Genomic DNA, 13669 nt, shown 5'->3' on the forward strand with positions numbered 1-13669 from the left:
AATTTATTCGCCAAAATGGGCTACTAATTTCGCGCCTTTACGTTCGCAGCCTTTGTACATTCGCCACACCGCCCAGGCGTAGTCGTCTTTTTCAGAGCGCAGCTCGGCATAAGGGTCTGTCGTGGTCGTACTGTCATCAAACTCAGGCCACGGGTAGGCGTCGTCTTGCTTGTGCGGGTAAATCATCTGAAAGGCGGTCTCATCATTACCCGCTTCCACCCCTTCTGGCGGCCAGTAACCTGCGCGTTTTTTTGCAACCAGCGGTTGATAGAGGCGGCTCTCTCCTTCTCTTGTCACCAGGTGCATCGCGCGAAAGGCCGCAAGCGCCGCCGCTTTAAACGGATGAGGCTGCAGCGCAAACCCGCCTCGTGGGAAAACGTTGCCAAAGTTCCCAAGGGTGTCCACCATTGGGTTCCAAGTGTCTAAAGTAAAAAGGTCTGGCAGATTGTAGCGCCAGCCAAGTGGGTCAAGGCTAGAGAGGTAGTAAGGCATCATGGATGTCGCCGGACTCTCCACAAAGTAGCCAAGCGAGCCCAATAAACCATAAATCGAATCAACACCGGGATGACCAATCACATCGACGTTGTTAAACGCCGTGGTTGGGTTATCCACGCCTTGAACTGTGCGCGGGTGACTTTTGCCGCCCGCCTCTGATAATGGATTTGCAGGCGATAGCCACTGTAGCTCAGACCATGGGCTCTCTCCGGTTTCTGGGTAGCTCATCACCACCGCATCCGGTAGGCGGTGTTTGACCTTGATTGAGGTGTCAGTGGAGCACCCCACAGGGGTGCAGGTCATCCAGACACAAGTCCCAATCACTTCATAATCCAAGCACTCAGGGCACGCGCTGCTGGCAAGCACCTCAAGTGTGTTGAATCCTGTCTCTGATTGCGTTTGCGCATTAGAGCTTGCAAAAGAAGGTGTAGCCATTGCTGTAATTCCCAGCATCAAGAGTGAGTTGATGGCTCTCATCGCTCTCCCCTGTAATCCAGGCGCGCCTGCTCAATTTGTTTGGCTTTGAGTAGTGCCGCATCGAGCTCGCTAATGCCGTGCTCACGCATTAAATCGCGACGTTTTTTCTTCGCCTTACCATCGGTTTCACCAAGAGCCAGATAAAGCGCGGGCGGGACAATACGAAAGCGCGCCATTAAGGTGTCGTTACGACCGGTAACGACCCCTTCTTTGAATTTGTTGTCTTCGGCGGTCATTGAGCGAATGAGCTCTTTTTCTGCAGGGCGCAATTTTTTAAACGCTTCTAAGTTGGTCAGCTCATCTTCTGGCATGTTGAGCATCACCCACCATTCCGCGTTGTTGAGCATCTTTCTGGCAATCGCAGGGAAGTCTGCGAGGTCTTGAGTGGCCAGCCAGAACCAGGCTTGAAGTTTTCGCCACATCTTGACGATTTTTACCGCGTAAGGCGCCAGCAGTGGGTTGGTTGCAATTAGGTGCGCTTCGTCGGTTAACGCGACGATATGACGACCACTGTATTGGTCACGCTCTGCAATGGCGTTAATACGGTTAATCAGCGAGATATACGCCGCAGCCATTTGAGCTTCATAGCCATTTTTCGCGTAAATACCCAAATCAATGATGGTGACATCGGCCTCTGGCCAGTGCTCCGCTTCTTGGTCGAAGATTTGCCCTTCCAGTCCTTCACAGAAAAAGCTGAGCGCTTCTGCCATGAGGCGCGCACGCTCGCGTCTGGCTTCAGGGCGTTGCGCATCTTGGCTAAAGGTAATCAACTGCTCTTTGATGTGTGTCGGTCTGACCGTGTAACGTTCATGGGCAAGCTCGGCGGCGGCTTTAATGGCATCACGTACCATCGCAGAGTCGGCTCGGCGATAATCCGCCAGTTCGTTCTCCTCACCCCCGGTTATCATCAAGCGAGCCATGATTTCAAGCTCACCCAAAATGTCACGTTGCTCGTCGTCTTCACTGTCGTTGTCGTTTAAATGCTCGATATCGAGCGATTCATCGCTGCAGACGTGCGCGACTTCTTGGCCAACCAGATGTTTTGCATCCGCAAACGGCGCTAAAACCCCTTTTGAGCTCCCGCTGAGTTGTACGCGATTGACTTTGAGCCCCATGCGCTCGCAATAAGCGCCTAATAGGCCAAAACTGTTCCCCGCTTCAATCACAAACAGTCGTGGACGATGGGTGGCGAGCAGGCGAAGACAAATCCCCACTAAGGTGGCGGACTTTCCAGAGCCTGACGGACCAAAAAGGTTTAAGTGGGCATTAGAGAGAAAATCATTCAGAGGGTCGAAGCCAAAGAGCTCCCCTCCACGATTGAAGTAGTGCAGCGCATCACTGCCTGTGCCCGTTGAGCGGCCAAAGAGTGGCGAGAGTGCCAGCATTTCTTCAAGCCATACCCAGCCGCAATACCAAAACTGCTCATCAAGCTCAGGGTGGTAGTTCATCGGCAACCAACGCAAAAAGCTATCAAGGGGCGACTCTTGGTCGCTGTTTTTAATGAAGCGAAGCGACAGGTTCGAACCATTAAAGGTGGCGCGAAGGCTATCGGTACGCGCTTCCATTTCATCAAGGGAATCCGCTTGCAGGTAAAAAGCCAATTGACCACGCCACAATGGATGGTGCTCAAGGTGCGTATCAAAGTCATCACAGCGCTGACGCAGTGTTTCCAGCTCGGTCTCTTCACCGACGGACGATTTTTGAATGTGCTTGATGCGCTCGCGCGCTTTCGATTTGGTCTGTGGCAGCAAGGTCATGGCCATCATGGTGCCTGGTGGTAGGTCATCAAAGACCACACTTTGCGGACGAGGCGCTTCACCTTCATCGGGCACCACCTCACCAAAGATAGCGCCCGCTAAAAAGGCGTCGTTATCCCAGGTATCGAGCTCCATGACGCGATTGGCAACCGGCTTATCGCCATCAAACCACCAAATCCCATTTTCTGCATCAGAGCGAACCCCACTGCGAAGCAAACGCTCAGAGAAATCTTGGTCTATCATTGAGCGCGAAGGACGATAACGCAGCGTCTCTCCTCGAATACCGGATGGATTGAAAAACGGGCTAAGCCATTCAAACGCCGCCTGTCCTGAGCAAGCGCTAATGCCTATTCCTTGGTCTAGCAACGCATTAGGGCTTAGCAAGCGGCGGCGCAGACTTTTTAGTTGTGAGCGGTTTTTATCCAGCTCAGCTGCCGTGCTTTTTTCGGGCATCCAGCGATAGATAGCCAATCGTACCTGGCGCTCACGCGCGCGCCAAGGTCGGCTGTTGACCGCAAAAATTCCCTGCTCACGACCAATGATGTCAAAGTGGCGCTGGTCTTCTTCTAAAACCGCTTGGGTAAAGGCGTCTTTCACCCTTGCCTGTTGCAAAAGGCGCTCATGCACCTCACCAAAGCGGTCAATGTCTCGGGCAAAAAGCTGCACTATCCATGGGTTTTCATCGTCACATAAGGTGGTGAGTGTGTGCGCCACATGACGCACCACCGCATTGAGCTGTGATTGGGTTTTATCCTCGGTTGGCAGTGGCGTAATGGTAAAGAACAAACCTAAAGAGCGCGCATCTTCTAGCTGCACCAGCCCTTGCTCACCCACTTCTATCCACGGCAATTGCGAAGCAAAAGAGGGCGGCACGCTGTAGCTCAGTGGTTCAACGCCATGCTCCATCCCTTCATTAAAAAAAGGCGTTACTTTGTTTTTCATGCGCTCAAGCATCACCAAGCCTCCCTTGGAAGAGTGGCCGGTGCCTGGGCAGGCGTTGCGTAATGCACGCGCTCATACAAAGGAAAAACCGTGCTATACCCGGGCACCGGAAGATTGCCCACGCGATGAGGTAAGACGTACATCACCACATCAGGATTGGGCAGACGCGGAAACAGGTTAATGGTTTCACGCCAGCTATCTCGGGTGTAATCGCTTTGGCGAGCCGCTAGTGTTTGTGGGGTTAATGGCCTTTTAAGCGCGCCCCACGCCTTGACCTCACTCGCCTCACCTTGCATGGTCTCTTGCCAAACTTGTTCAACATTGGTGTCAGGTTGTGGCAGTACCGCCTCTTGCGAGGTTGAACAACCCGTTAAACCCGCACCTACGCTCAGTAGCGTCAATAACAAAAAATTACGGCAGCGCATAAGAAGCCCCTTGTGTGGAAGTTTGGTAACGCACGCGATAAGGCACTTCTGGCACCGAGAGCGTGATGGGTTGACGAAGATGAATCGCCGCTTTTACGCCTGGCTCGACATAGATGATGTCAAAGCTTGAGCCCATGCGAGATTGAATAAAGTCAGAAACGGTGCCTGTCAGAGCGGCAGCAGATTCACCGGCGGCATTTTTCATCGCACTGCCGGTGAGCGCAGAGGTGCTTGTCCCGCCATCCACGGAAATGGTTTGTTGCGCGGTGACGGCAGCTTTTGCTGCTGCAGTGGCCGCATCAAGCAATCCTTTGGTGGTGAGGTATTGCGGCGCATTTGAGATGCGAATACCGGTCAGACACGGATTGCCATTTGGGTCAGCCAGATAACCCAAATCTTGGGTTTGTACACTGCTCCCATCAAAATCTGAGCTAATGGCTCCCTGCACTTCCGGGTAAGACAAAATCGTTCCGTCGGTGCGAATAAAATCTATCGATTCCACCGCGCCGCGCACACATTTCAAGCTCCAATCCCCCGTCACGGTGCCGGTCACAATCGCCCCTTGCACCTCTGGCAAGGTAAAACCATTCGCCAATAGGTTTTTTGCTCCAATCACCATGGAAAAAGGATAAGGGCTGGTCACTTGGCCATTAACAGGAATTCGCCCCATCAGCGCCGTTAAAGAGGTGGCGTCACTGAGTACCGCCCCACGATGTAAGGTATAGACAGGCGTACTTTGAGGGCCGCTGGCATCAAATGGTTCGCCCATTGCTGACACTCTCTCTTGCAGCGCCGCGGCGCCTTGCATTAAAGGCGTTATCCATTGGCCATCTTTATCTTTTTTGGCGTCCATCGGTTCGGTCCAGATAAGCTCGGAAGACGTTGGCGTCGTGGCCGGTTGCGACCACTCATCCACGCCATCTTCTCGTCCAGAGTCAATGCCGAGCTGCTCTAGCTCAAACTCTGGCACCTCGATAGCGATATCGTTCTGACGGTTTTTGAGCTCAGACAAATTACTCGAGAGTTTTTTCTCTATCTGCTCAAGCTGCTGGTTAAAGCGATTACCCATCGCTTCAATTTGCGCAGAGCTTTCGTTTTTTTGCGCTTCCAACTCAGATTGTGTTCGCGCAAGCTCTAGCGCCATTTTTTGTTTATCTTCTTGGCCTTGAGTTAAGCTGGCGGTTAAGGTTCGAAGCGTATCTTCTGGCGTATCACCAATGGCGCCGAGCGTTGCCATTGATGAACTAGAGGTTTCAACCACCACAGATTCTGCAGCTGCGTCCCCCTCTTTTTGCGCCGATTTTGCTTGGGATGCCATGTAGACAAGCCCAGCCATGACCGCGGCCGCCAAAGCGGAATAAGCGATAAAAGAATTACGTTTAACCACGATGCCCCTCCACAGGAAGTAAGTGCTGGCGAAGCGGACCTGGAGTGACCACGAACGCTGTTGAGCGGTCACTCTCACTGCCGGCTGCGTTTATCTCTGGATAAACAAAGCTCACCATGCAAGAGCGAATCAGACACGCACCGCCCAATGCCACCTGTCTTGGGTCGAGTGTTTGCACGCGCTGGCCAAGGTTTTTCACTTCAATGGCGGTGACCACCTCCTCGCCCAATTTCCACGCCGCAATGGGTGTAGCTTCAACAGGCCAATAAGGGAAAGCGCTGGCTTGAATGTTATTTGTTAGCCCCATCGGCATTCTTGCCACACCAGGCAACGGCTCGATGGCGTGAGAAGGGCTATAGAGGCTTTGCATGGCATAGCGAATAAGCAGCGCTTGCGGCGCCATTTTCAATGCTTGGCTTTGTGAGATAGCAGCTCCACCGCTCACAGCCACATCCGTGACATTGTCACTCACAGGTGCGCCCATCTGTTTGGGTAGCACCACCTCAACCAGCGGCATCGATGCAAAAGCGTCATCTGCTTGAACATCCAATAGAATGCGCATCCCATCAGAGAGTCGCTCAACATGCAGACGAGCCACATCAAAGTGACGGTTAGCACTTAAGTAGACGCGACCACCAAGTGAGGCGGTACTTAATACGCCATTGAGATGGGCCGGTATGGCTATGCGCACATCTTCACCGAAGTTGACAATCAACTCCTTACCCGGCGTCATCGTCAAAGGAAGCGGCGTGCCTTCCCAATTCATCACACGCTCCATCGCTTGCACGGGAGCAACACACAGCAGAGCGGCGCTCCACATTAACGCTTTTGATAACGTCATTATTTGGACTCCTTAAATTCGATGTTACGTGCTGGACCATCAAAGCAATCGATAGCCAATCCCCATGGGTTGTTGTTACGGTCAACGTCATAGCGCACCACTTTCAGTGGCCAGCGAATCGCGCTCGATTTCACTTCCACGCCGCTCACGTATTCACTGAGCTGCAAGTCCGCTTGCACTGTCCAGTTATCGCGGCTGTGCTTCTCAACTCGCCAATCCTCAAAACCGTAGCCCGGAATTTGCGACAAACTGCGCTCACGCCCCGACAGCTCACCTTTTTGGCGTTTTTGCTCATAGTCTTGATTTAAAATCTGACGACATTGGGGCGTGAAGTAGTAGCTATAAAGATGCAGATTCTCTTTGTAGTCCACGCCGCCATCAGAGACCCATCGGTTGACTTGGGTGAAAATGCTCACCGCAAAGTCATAGACGTTGGGTTTTGGTATTTCAGACCAAACGCGCGAAGCGCCTGCGCTTAAATCCGGTGGATTGTGAACGGTTAACTCACCGCCAGCCTTGTTCCATCCCCAAAGCGCAAAAAGGGCCAGTGCGCTGACACTGACCAGCGCCACGCGAAGCGAGCGTATGTGTGCATCTCGCCCCGCTAACGCACTGCGAAAACGACTGAGACTCATGCCGCCTCCCGATGTATTGGCGCGCCGATGTAGTGGTAACCCGGAAACTGGCACTGAGTGAATATGTCAAAACGCGCATATTCACTCATGAAGCTGGCCATCATATCGGTGTCAATCATTCCCCAGTTTTCCGCCTCGGTGATGCCCGTTGCTTTTTCAATGCGTACACCAACCATGATGTAGTACTTGTGCTTAGAGCGTGTGTGGTACAAAAAATAGTCATAGTGACTGTCTTGACTTTGCCCCATGAGCGCGCCGTCAAAGTGCCAATCTCGGCCGCAGTTATCTGCCGCCGTCAGTACTACAGGTTGAAAGTCCATCAGCTCTGTATTGAAGGGAAAATTACTCATCATCCCCCTCCTCGGCCGCCTTCTCGTGACCGATGAATTGGACATGAGAAAGGCCTGCTTTTTTCATTAGTGCGGCCGCGTAGCGACGACCCATACGAAAATGAGGCTGACAGACGTCGCGGTTTCTAAAAATCTGCACATCGCATTGACGCGGTCGGTAACCGGCAATATTGGCCCCTCGGACGGTTTGGACATAAACCCACTGCCCATCGGTGGCTTCATAAAGCTCAAGACGCACGCTGTCACCGCGATAGTTTTCGCCGTAGTCTTTGTCTTCGCTTAAGTACAACTCGTCGTACTCGGCATAAGCACGAAGCCAGCCATGGAGTAAAATCGCCCCTGAATCGGTTGGGTTGATTTCAATATTGATTGGCGCTTCGTTGCCCGCTACGTTCTCTGTGCTCATTGTTTTTCTCCTAAGTTCGTCGAGTCGCAAAGCGGCGACTTTGTGTGGTGTATCGCTCGGCATTCACTCGGCGATCGAATTGTTTTTGTAAATAATTTTGGCAGTGACGTGCCTTGATACGAGTGAGCGGCGCAATCAAGCCTTTAGGCAATATCGCCATGCTTAGTAATCCCAGCAGTAGAGCGCTCACGAACACAATCCACCATCCGGTTATGAAGGCCACAAAAAGCCCTATCACGCCAAGAATCAAGGTATTGACGATAGTGAGTACGCCAATCTCGCCCAGCGAAAGGCCTTTATAAAAAGGGGGCATCACATTTAAACAAGCGGCACTTTTCATCGTGCTATTTCTCCAAAATGCCCAAACCAAAGTTCAGACCCCAAATGGAAAACAGCAGCAACACCGCCCCAATGACACCATCGGTAAGTAGGTCTTGCTTTGTGGCCTGACGTTCACGGGTTTTCTTGTACATGTCCCACATGTGCCCCATAAAATAGATGGCGCAAAAGGCGATAAAAATAGAGCCGCCAATCAGCAAGATGTCGTAGGCAAAATAGAGCACCATGGTAAGAATGTTGTCACTCTGCCCTTGCGATGGATCTTGGTTTTGAGGAATTTTGGCGTGCGCTTTCGCGCCGATAGCGAGAAAGAACAAGGCAAGCCATTTGGTTAAAAGAGGGTTGTTCATGCGGTTATTCCATAAAAAAGTAAAAATTGAAGAACGAGAAAGATAAAGAGCGCTCGAAAAATCATCCGCCGAAACACTTCTTTGGTGACTTTTTTGTTACGCATTCCTTTAAAGCCACTCCAAGCTGTCCAGATAACCCACGCGAGCAATCCGACAAACGCAACAGAGCCAAGCACAATCGCCAGCGAATTGGGGGTGTATCCGGCGCCATGCGTAAAGGCATCGAGTGCGCGACCCGGATCGATTTCCACGCTCATCGCATCGGCCTTTGAACGTAGTCACCACCTAAAGGCGTAACAGGGCGAGGAACTGCGCGCTCGGGATGGAGGTAATCGTCTATCCCCGCTTGAATTTGGCGGATATCACTTTTTAAGGCGCCATACTCAAATTGGCGAAGCGATCGATAATCCGCTTCACGTTCGGCACGCGCGATAAGGTAATCGAGCTTATCGAGGTGAGCTTGTATAAGCGCGAGCTCTTGCTTTTCTCCTTCAACACTCGCATTGACGGGCAAACTGGCCAGCAGCGCCACGCCAAGAACAATGATTGATTTCATCTTTGTTTCCTGAATAAAAAACGTGCGTACAAGCTAGCAAGAAAGAAATTTCAAAACCGCAAGTTAAAATAAATATTTTAACTTAGTACGCGAGAGGAAAATTATGGTATCCTCACGGTGATTTTGTTTTACCTGCGAGTTGATTTAATTGGTTTGTTTATACTTTACAGCTGAGCAGCAACAGCTTGTTCAGTTAGTGGATGAGTTTGGCCGTCGTTATCCCTTCACGATCGAAGGGGATGAGCAATTTCTCGTTCAATGCTATGACTATATGGACGCATTTAAGCGCGTGATGGACTCGTCTACCAAGGTTCCAATGGATTACTTCTTGACGCAATACGAAGGGTTTTATCGTGTTGCTAACATGATGAAGCGTTTGGCGGAAGGTATTGCCAGTGGTGCGATCACCGTGCCAAGAGATCATTAATGGCGAGCGTGTCGCCCAGCAGAACATCAACATCACCATGAAAAACCAAGACATTGCTCTGCAGAATATTGCTTATCTTAAGCAATGGACGCGGTATAATCACATGATCGCCATGGCGGAGTATCTGATGAGCGTCAATGCGTTCACCTATCAAGAGCTGAGTCATCATTTTCAAATCAAGCGACGTGTGGCCACGCACAGAGTCAGCCAGTTAAGAGCTCAGGGATTTAAGATTGAGTTTTTGGGTAAAAACCGAAAAGAGGGCAGTTTTTATCGACTGGTCGATTGCGAGCCCTGCACGCCCAAGGCTATCCCAAAAAGGCAGGCAAACGAATTATCTTTTGTCTTTCAAGATCTAGTATTTGTCACGAAATCCACGCCACCAAAGCCTAACGTGCCATTTCTATGGAAAATCGCGCTCGGGATAGCGACTGAGCCCGATAAGGTCGAGAAAAACAAGATTGCTTTAAACAACAAAGTCTCACCAACACTCCCCCGAAATGATGATGAAACTTTAGAGTTAGCCACTGACGCTGATTTTTTGTGAATTATGCGCCACCGTAAGCATGGTGCATGGACAGTTAAAATCAACTTCCTTGATACGTTTTGCGATTGACTATAGGTACTTCTTGTAACTTGCCATGGTCTGTTGCACTAATATCCCGGTCGCAACGACGCCAGGGATCAACATTAATGAAGGCGATATTGCCACAATCCCTGGCACGAACAGCCATAGATAGCTACACCCCATCACCACCCAAGGCAGTGATTTGTAAGCGTAGTAGTGAACCGTTTCTGTTTCCCTTGCCACAAAAGCAATACGTCTTTGTCTTGCCACTAAGCCGTCGAATGCCCCAAGAAACATCGCCATCAGAAAAAGCGGATAAGCAAAGAAGAGCAAAGCAATGCGCACCATCAGCGCAAGCGTGACATAGACAGCGCCATGCCAAAATGGCGTAATGAAAGCGAAGGTGCCTGTAAAGTTAAGCGACAGCACATCACTGAAATTGAGTATTAGCTCCGATACCCACGGTAACAGCCGATTTAACACACCAGGGTAATCTGCCTGCAGCGCATCCAGTTGTAAAAGCAAGGTACTCTTTGCATGAGTACCGACCTCATTCCCCCAAAGACCACCCAGCCATTCAAATAATATCAACAATATCCAAATCCCCATCAAATGCCCAAGTGCGGCGAATGGCCATTGATACCATCGAAGCGGTTCATTGCGTGGTGGTGCGTTTTTCGAGGCTTCTTGTTGCTTCATGCTCTATTCTCCAAGCCAAACAACGTCTCTAACTCCTCTTCTGATAATGATTTCTCTGCATCGGCGATGCAGTTGTCGAACCACTGAGTCTCATTGAGCCATTCATTGCTGTCTTTGACCGCTTGCGTCTTCTCCATCATGCCATCAACCAAAATCTGTACGCTCTCAGGCAAGGCTTCATCCCCAACACTGCTCGGTAAAGGAAAGCGCAGTTTCCAATATTTCGCCCCTTCTAACTCCGCATAGGCTTGTCCGATAGGCAGGTTGGTGATGTCATTGTCGTTAATCAACAGCACCTCTTTGTTCTGCAGCGTATCTTTATTGCTAGAGCGAAAGCCACTATCACTACCGGGATTGTCAGTCGCTCCCGTATCAGGAACAATGTCTTTAATGGTGACAGTTGCCATACGAGAAGTCAGAATTTGCGCGGTTTTTTGCTCGCGAACACGAAGACAAATCAAACTGTTAAAGTTGCCTTTGGTTTGCGCCGCTTTGGCTGCTGAGCCCAGACGGGCTTCAATATCGGACTCGGTTTGCGTGTACGCGGTGACGACAAATTTCGCGCCCCTTGCCTTGTTCAAAATCGGAATAAACTCATCCCCGATAAGCTCGTTAAATTCGTCAGCGTGTATCATGATGTTGCGCGGTTTGAACTGACCAAACCCAGGGGCATTACCAAATTTGTAAATCTCCCCTGCTAATGAGCACAAATCGGCAAACATCGAGTTACCAAAGGCGGCGGCAACCGTTGTATCTGAAAGCGCATCAAGCCCCACGTAAACAATGCCTCCTTGCATAATGACCTCACGCCAATCGACTACGGGGCGTTCGTCACCAGGCGTATGTCTTGGTGAGATGATTTCAGCGGTTTTCCCCGTCCCAAGCTTTTCAAGCAGAGGCAACAAAGAGGCGACGATTTTATCGAAATAGGTCTTGTCGTATTGAATAGCACTGCGCAGACCGGAAAGCACATCGTCATTGACAGGGTATTCACCAAAATACTTTTCAAGGGCGACGACCCGCTTTGAACGACCTTGTAAATGACGTGGTGTGTTTTTCTCATTGACGTTACTTTCAAACGCGGTCACTAAATCCACCGCTTTGGGATGGTAATCAGGCAATTTTTTAACGCAATAACTGACGTAGAGCTCATCAATGGCTGTCACGTAACGCTGTATCGATGCCATATCAGGTTTACGGCCAAGTGCATCGAGCGCTCTGGCAATGATGTTAACAAATCGCCAAGCAAACTGTTTAAACGCAGCGCTGTTACCACCGCCATCCAGTTGCCCTGCCACGCGTGTGGCCACCTCGGTGATACGGCCAAAACGACCCACAGGCGAGTATCGCCCGCTCTGGTCTGGATAACCAAGGTGAACAATATAAAACTCATCCTCTCGGCCGGCGCGCAGTGCTTCAATGTACATACGCATCAACATATCGGCGTCGCCCTTAGGGTCAAACATGAACACCACATCACCACGACGAATATCTTGGGTCACAATCAGCTCAGCAAGGCGCGTTTTACCAACCCCAGTTGTGCCGAGCACAAGTGTATGACCGGCTCTTGCACTCATTGGCAGTAGGCAGTCGGTTTCATCCTCCATACCAACGCCGTGCATCCTGGTATCACCACCAACGGGAGGCAAAGGTTTGACGGGATTAACACTGTTGAGAAAGAGGTTCACCAAAGCATAAAAGCGCCCCGCCTTTTTTATCACTTGGCTGCCAGTCCAAAATCGCTCAATCCAGTGACCTTCATATTTGGCTTCCATTTTCCGAGCGAAATGATAGAGCTTTGAAGGTGTCACATAACGCTCCGCCCAGATTTGTCTTGAGTCGTAGAGTCTTTGCGCGTGACGTGGTAACACAAGAAAGCCTTTCCCTAAGAACAGCTTATTCTTGTAGACCGGCATATCCAGCGACGACATGGCCCAAAAAGGGAGTTGTAACAGCCCTTTTTGATAAGACAGAACATCTAAGCCTTGTTTAAAGCGAATAAGAAAGAAATAGAACAGCAACCCGGTGACCGCTACGCGCCACCAAAATGGCAACAAGAAAAGCTCCGGCAGAACCCAAATCATCACAATCGCCAGCGCAAACATTGCCGCGCTCAATAACTCTTCTGCAGGCCGAAGCAAGCCTTCTGCATACCCGTAACTACTCACTTACGCACTCTCTTTTCGCCTTATCACTCATCATTGTTTGCTTTTTCCTTAATGCACCCAATTAATTGGGTGACTTTGACGCCTGACACCGGAGTTTTTCCTCCATCAATTCGATACGCTTTCGTGTTTGATGCGGTTTGGGGTCAAAAATCACTCTCGGTTTGGCTTTTTCACTGAGCCATTTTTTGGCAAATGGCGTCTTATTCATCGCACTCACCTTCATTGCTCGCTCCTTGTTGCATCAAGCGGATAAGTGCCACCTCGGGTCGCAGACCTTCTTTGGCGGAAAGTGTGGATACAGCCAGCACCAAAGGGGCCAGCTCTTTATTGGCAATGGCATGATGTGAAGCGGACAGCACTTGATGCACATCAGCGTTACTAAGGGAAATCACAGACATTGGCTTCTCCTGAAAAAAAAGAGGGTCACTATTTGTTTGAGTTATTGTTTGATTTGTTTGTTCTCGATAAGAACGGGGTAATGTTTAAGCCCGAACGCTTTGGCGAAGTCTTTGCCCGGTACGGGATAGAGCGTAAGACCATAGCTGTTCATACGAGCTAGGCCCGCTTCGCTTTTCACATTCACCACCATCCCTACCGCATTGATGGATTGAAGATAGGGTTTGCGCGCTTTTAACCATCGATGAGATAACGCATCGTCACCCACAATAAAAAGTGGCATCCCGACATGAGTGGGAGCGGATTTAGCCACCACTTTGCCCGGTGTTAACTGCGGGGTTATTACTGGCAACATTAAGCTCATGGGGTCTTTTGCAAAAGATTGGCCACTCCCAAGAAGCGCACTTAACCAGAGGAGGTGGATAAAACATGAGAATTTTGACTTCATACG

Annotated in this window: 19 protein-coding genes; 2 read left to right on the top strand and 17 right to left on the bottom strand. The window is 50.4% G+C overall.

The features are described 5' to 3' along the window. Positions 1-3: 3 nt before the first annotated feature. Genes RJD38_RS21540 through RJD38_RS21595 form a run of 12 tightly spaced genes read right to left on the bottom strand, consistent with a single transcriptional unit; the run spans position 4 to position 8960 of the window. On the bottom strand, positions 4-930 hold the full coding sequence (locus RJD38_RS21540) for a TIGR03756 family integrating conjugative element protein (RefSeq protein WP_231893351.1): 927 nt from the start codon (positions 928-930) through the stop codon (positions 4-6). A 38-nt stretch (positions 931-968) separates the two neighbouring features. Next, on the bottom strand, positions 969-3683 hold the full coding sequence (locus tag RJD38_RS21545; RefSeq protein ID WP_065432149.1) for a conjugative transfer ATPase: 2715 nt from the start codon (positions 3681-3683) through the stop codon (positions 969-971). Continuing rightward, entirely contained in the window at positions 3683-4096 is a 414-nt protein-coding gene (locus RJD38_RS21550; RefSeq protein ID WP_065432148.1) for a TIGR03751 family conjugal transfer lipoprotein, read from the bottom strand. The genes RJD38_RS21545 and RJD38_RS21550 overlap by 1 nt, the downstream gene beginning before the upstream one ends. Beyond that, positions 4083-5483, bottom strand: a complete 1401-nt coding sequence (locus RJD38_RS21555) for a TIGR03752 family integrating conjugative element protein (RefSeq protein WP_065432147.1) — start codon at positions 5481-5483, stop codon at positions 4083-4085. Before RJD38_RS21555 ends, RJD38_RS21550 begins: the two co-directional genes overlap by 14 nt. Then, on the bottom strand, positions 5476-6324 hold the full coding sequence (locus RJD38_RS21560; protein WP_065432146.1) for a TIGR03749 family integrating conjugative element protein: 849 nt from the start codon (positions 6322-6324) through the stop codon (positions 5476-5478). The genes RJD38_RS21555 and RJD38_RS21560 overlap by 8 nt, the downstream gene beginning before the upstream one ends. After that, on the bottom strand, positions 6324-6959 hold the full coding sequence (locus tag RJD38_RS21565; RefSeq protein ID WP_065432145.1) for a PFL_4703 family integrating conjugative element protein: 636 nt from the start codon (positions 6957-6959) through the stop codon (positions 6324-6326). The genes RJD38_RS21560 and RJD38_RS21565 overlap by 1 nt, the downstream gene beginning before the upstream one ends. Next, positions 6956-7309, bottom strand: coding sequence for a hypothetical protein (locus RJD38_RS21570; RefSeq protein WP_006711814.1), 354 nt, complete (start codon positions 7307-7309; stop codon positions 6956-6958). The genes RJD38_RS21565 and RJD38_RS21570 overlap by 4 nt, the downstream gene beginning before the upstream one ends. Then, on the bottom strand, positions 7302-7715 hold the full coding sequence (locus RJD38_RS21575) for a hypothetical protein (protein ID WP_006712052.1): 414 nt from the start codon (positions 7713-7715) through the stop codon (positions 7302-7304). The genes RJD38_RS21570 and RJD38_RS21575 overlap by 8 nt, the downstream gene beginning before the upstream one ends. 10 nt (positions 7716-7725) lie before the next feature. Beyond that, positions 7726-8055, bottom strand: a complete 330-nt coding sequence (locus RJD38_RS21580) for a DUF3487 family protein (RefSeq protein WP_065432144.1) — start codon at positions 8053-8055, stop codon at positions 7726-7728. Between the two features lie 4 nt (positions 8056-8059). Then, entirely contained in the window at positions 8060-8404 is a 345-nt protein-coding gene (locus RJD38_RS21585; RefSeq protein ID WP_006711817.1) for a TIGR03745 family integrating conjugative element membrane protein, read from the bottom strand. Beyond that, positions 8401-8661 (bottom strand): TIGR03758 family integrating conjugative element protein, encoded by a 261-nt coding sequence (locus RJD38_RS21590; protein ID WP_065432143.1) that lies wholly within the window; start codon positions 8659-8661, stop codon positions 8401-8403. Before RJD38_RS21590 ends, RJD38_RS21585 begins: the two co-directional genes overlap by 4 nt. Then, positions 8658-8960 (bottom strand): RAQPRD family integrative conjugative element protein, encoded by a 303-nt coding sequence (locus RJD38_RS21595; RefSeq protein WP_006711819.1) that lies wholly within the window; start codon positions 8958-8960, stop codon positions 8658-8660. Before RJD38_RS21595 ends, RJD38_RS21590 begins: the two co-directional genes overlap by 4 nt. A gap of 148 nt (positions 8961-9108) precedes the next feature. Between RJD38_RS21595 and RJD38_RS21600 the strand changes: the two genes are divergently transcribed. Both RJD38_RS21600 and RJD38_RS21605 read left to right on the top strand, forming a co-directional pair. Then, entirely contained in the window at positions 9109-9387 is a 279-nt protein-coding gene (locus RJD38_RS21600; protein WP_065432142.1) for an arylsulfatase regulator, read from the top strand. Between the two features lie 37 nt (positions 9388-9424). Continuing rightward, the gene (locus tag RJD38_RS21605; protein WP_065432141.1) at positions 9425-9934 is read left to right on the top strand and encodes a hypothetical protein; all 510 of its coding nucleotides are present in this window, start codon (positions 9425-9427) and stop codon (positions 9932-9934) included. Between the two features lie 69 nt (positions 9935-10003). On the opposite strand, the gene RJD38_RS21610 is transcribed toward RJD38_RS21605, so the two are convergent. The 5 genes from RJD38_RS21610 to RJD38_RS21630 all read right to left on the bottom strand — a co-directional run bounded on the left by RJD38_RS21610 (position 10004) and on the right by RJD38_RS21630 (position 13666). Then, a complete protein-coding gene (locus tag RJD38_RS21610) occupies positions 10004-10654 on the bottom strand; it encodes a DUF4400 domain-containing protein (protein WP_065432140.1) in 651 nt (216 codons plus the stop codon). Continuing rightward, positions 10651-12759, bottom strand: coding sequence for a type IV conjugative transfer system coupling protein TraD (gene traD, locus RJD38_RS21615; RefSeq protein ID WP_065432206.1), 2109 nt, complete (start codon positions 12757-12759; stop codon positions 10651-10653). The genes RJD38_RS21610 and traD overlap by 4 nt, the downstream gene beginning before the upstream one ends. A gap of 124 nt (positions 12760-12883) precedes the next feature. After that, positions 12884-13030, bottom strand: coding sequence for a hypothetical protein (locus RJD38_RS21620; protein ID WP_156785372.1), 147 nt, complete (start codon positions 13028-13030; stop codon positions 12884-12886). Next, positions 13023-13220: a hypothetical protein gene (locus RJD38_RS21625; protein WP_065432139.1), complete on the bottom strand. Its 198-nt coding sequence runs from the start codon at positions 13218-13220 to the stop codon at positions 13023-13025. The genes RJD38_RS21620 and RJD38_RS21625 overlap by 8 nt, the downstream gene beginning before the upstream one ends. 41 nt (positions 13221-13261) lie before the next feature. Further along, complete coding sequence (locus RJD38_RS21630) at positions 13262-13666, bottom strand: integrating conjugative element protein (protein ID WP_065432138.1); 405 nt, start codon at positions 13664-13666, stop codon at positions 13262-13264. Positions 13667-13669: the final 3 nt, after the last annotated feature.

It is taken from the genome of Vibrio scophthalmi (genome assembly GCF_040869025.1).
Taxonomy (GTDB): domain Bacteria; phylum Pseudomonadota; class Gammaproteobacteria; order Enterobacterales; family Vibrionaceae; genus Vibrio; species Vibrio scophthalmi.

What these genes read in the sequence shown, in the direction of transcription:
- RJD38_RS21540 (WP_231893351.1), bottom strand. Translation starts at nt 930, where the DNA reads ATGGCTACACCTTCTTTTGCAAGCTCTAATGCGCAAACGCAATCAGAG.
- RJD38_RS21545 (WP_065432149.1), bottom strand. Translation starts at nt 3,683, where the DNA reads ATGCTTGAGCGCATGAAAAACAAAGTAACGCCTTTTTTTAATGAAGGG.
- RJD38_RS21550 (WP_065432148.1), bottom strand. Translation starts at nt 4,096, where the DNA reads ATGCGCTGCCGTAATTTTTTGTTATTGACGCTACTGAGCGTAGGTGCG.
- RJD38_RS21560 (WP_065432146.1), bottom strand. Translation starts at nt 6,324, where the DNA reads ATGACGTTATCAAAAGCGTTAATGTGGAGCGCCGCTCTGCTGTGTGTT.
- RJD38_RS21565 (WP_065432145.1), bottom strand. Translation starts at nt 6,959, where the DNA reads ATGAGTCTCAGTCGTTTTCGCAGTGCGTTAGCGGGGCGAGATGCACAC.
- RJD38_RS21570 (WP_006711814.1), bottom strand. Translation starts at nt 7,309, where the DNA reads ATGAGTAATTTTCCCTTCAATACAGAGCTGATGGACTTTCAACCTGTA.
- RJD38_RS21575 (WP_006712052.1), bottom strand. Translation starts at nt 7,715, where the DNA reads ATGAGCACAGAGAACGTAGCGGGCAACGAAGCGCCAATCAATATTGAA.
- RJD38_RS21580 (WP_065432144.1), bottom strand. Translation starts at nt 8,055, where the DNA reads ATGAAAAGTGCCGCTTGTTTAAATGTGATGCCCCCTTTTTATAAAGGC.
- RJD38_RS21585 (WP_006711817.1), bottom strand. Translation starts at nt 8,404, where the DNA reads ATGAACAACCCTCTTTTAACCAAATGGCTTGCCTTGTTCTTTCTCGCT.
- RJD38_RS21590 (WP_065432143.1), bottom strand. Translation starts at nt 8,661, where the DNA reads ATGAGCGTGGAAATCGATCCGGGTCGCGCACTCGATGCCTTTACGCAT.
- RJD38_RS21595 (WP_006711819.1), bottom strand. Translation starts at nt 8,960, where the DNA reads ATGAAATCAATCATTGTTCTTGGCGTGGCGCTGCTGGCCAGTTTGCCC.
- RJD38_RS21605 (WP_065432141.1), top strand. Translation starts at nt 9,425, where the DNA reads ATGAAAAACCAAGACATTGCTCTGCAGAATATTGCTTATCTTAAGCAA.
- RJD38_RS21610 (WP_065432140.1), bottom strand. Translation starts at nt 10,654, where the DNA reads ATGAAGCAACAAGAAGCCTCGAAAAACGCACCACCACGCAATGAACCG.
- traD (WP_065432206.1), bottom strand. Translation starts at nt 12,759, where the DNA reads ATGTTTGCGCTGGCGATTGTGATGATTTGGGTTCTGCCGGAGCTTTTC.
- RJD38_RS21620 (WP_156785372.1), bottom strand. Translation starts at nt 13,030, where the DNA reads ATGAATAAGACGCCATTTGCCAAAAAATGGCTCAGTGAAAAAGCCAAA.
- RJD38_RS21625 (WP_065432139.1), bottom strand. Translation starts at nt 13,220, where the DNA reads ATGTCTGTGATTTCCCTTAGTAACGCTGATGTGCATCAAGTGCTGTCC.
- RJD38_RS21630 (WP_065432138.1), bottom strand. Translation starts at nt 13,666, where the DNA reads ATGAAGTCAAAATTCTCATGTTTTATCCACCTCCTCTGGTTAAGTGCG.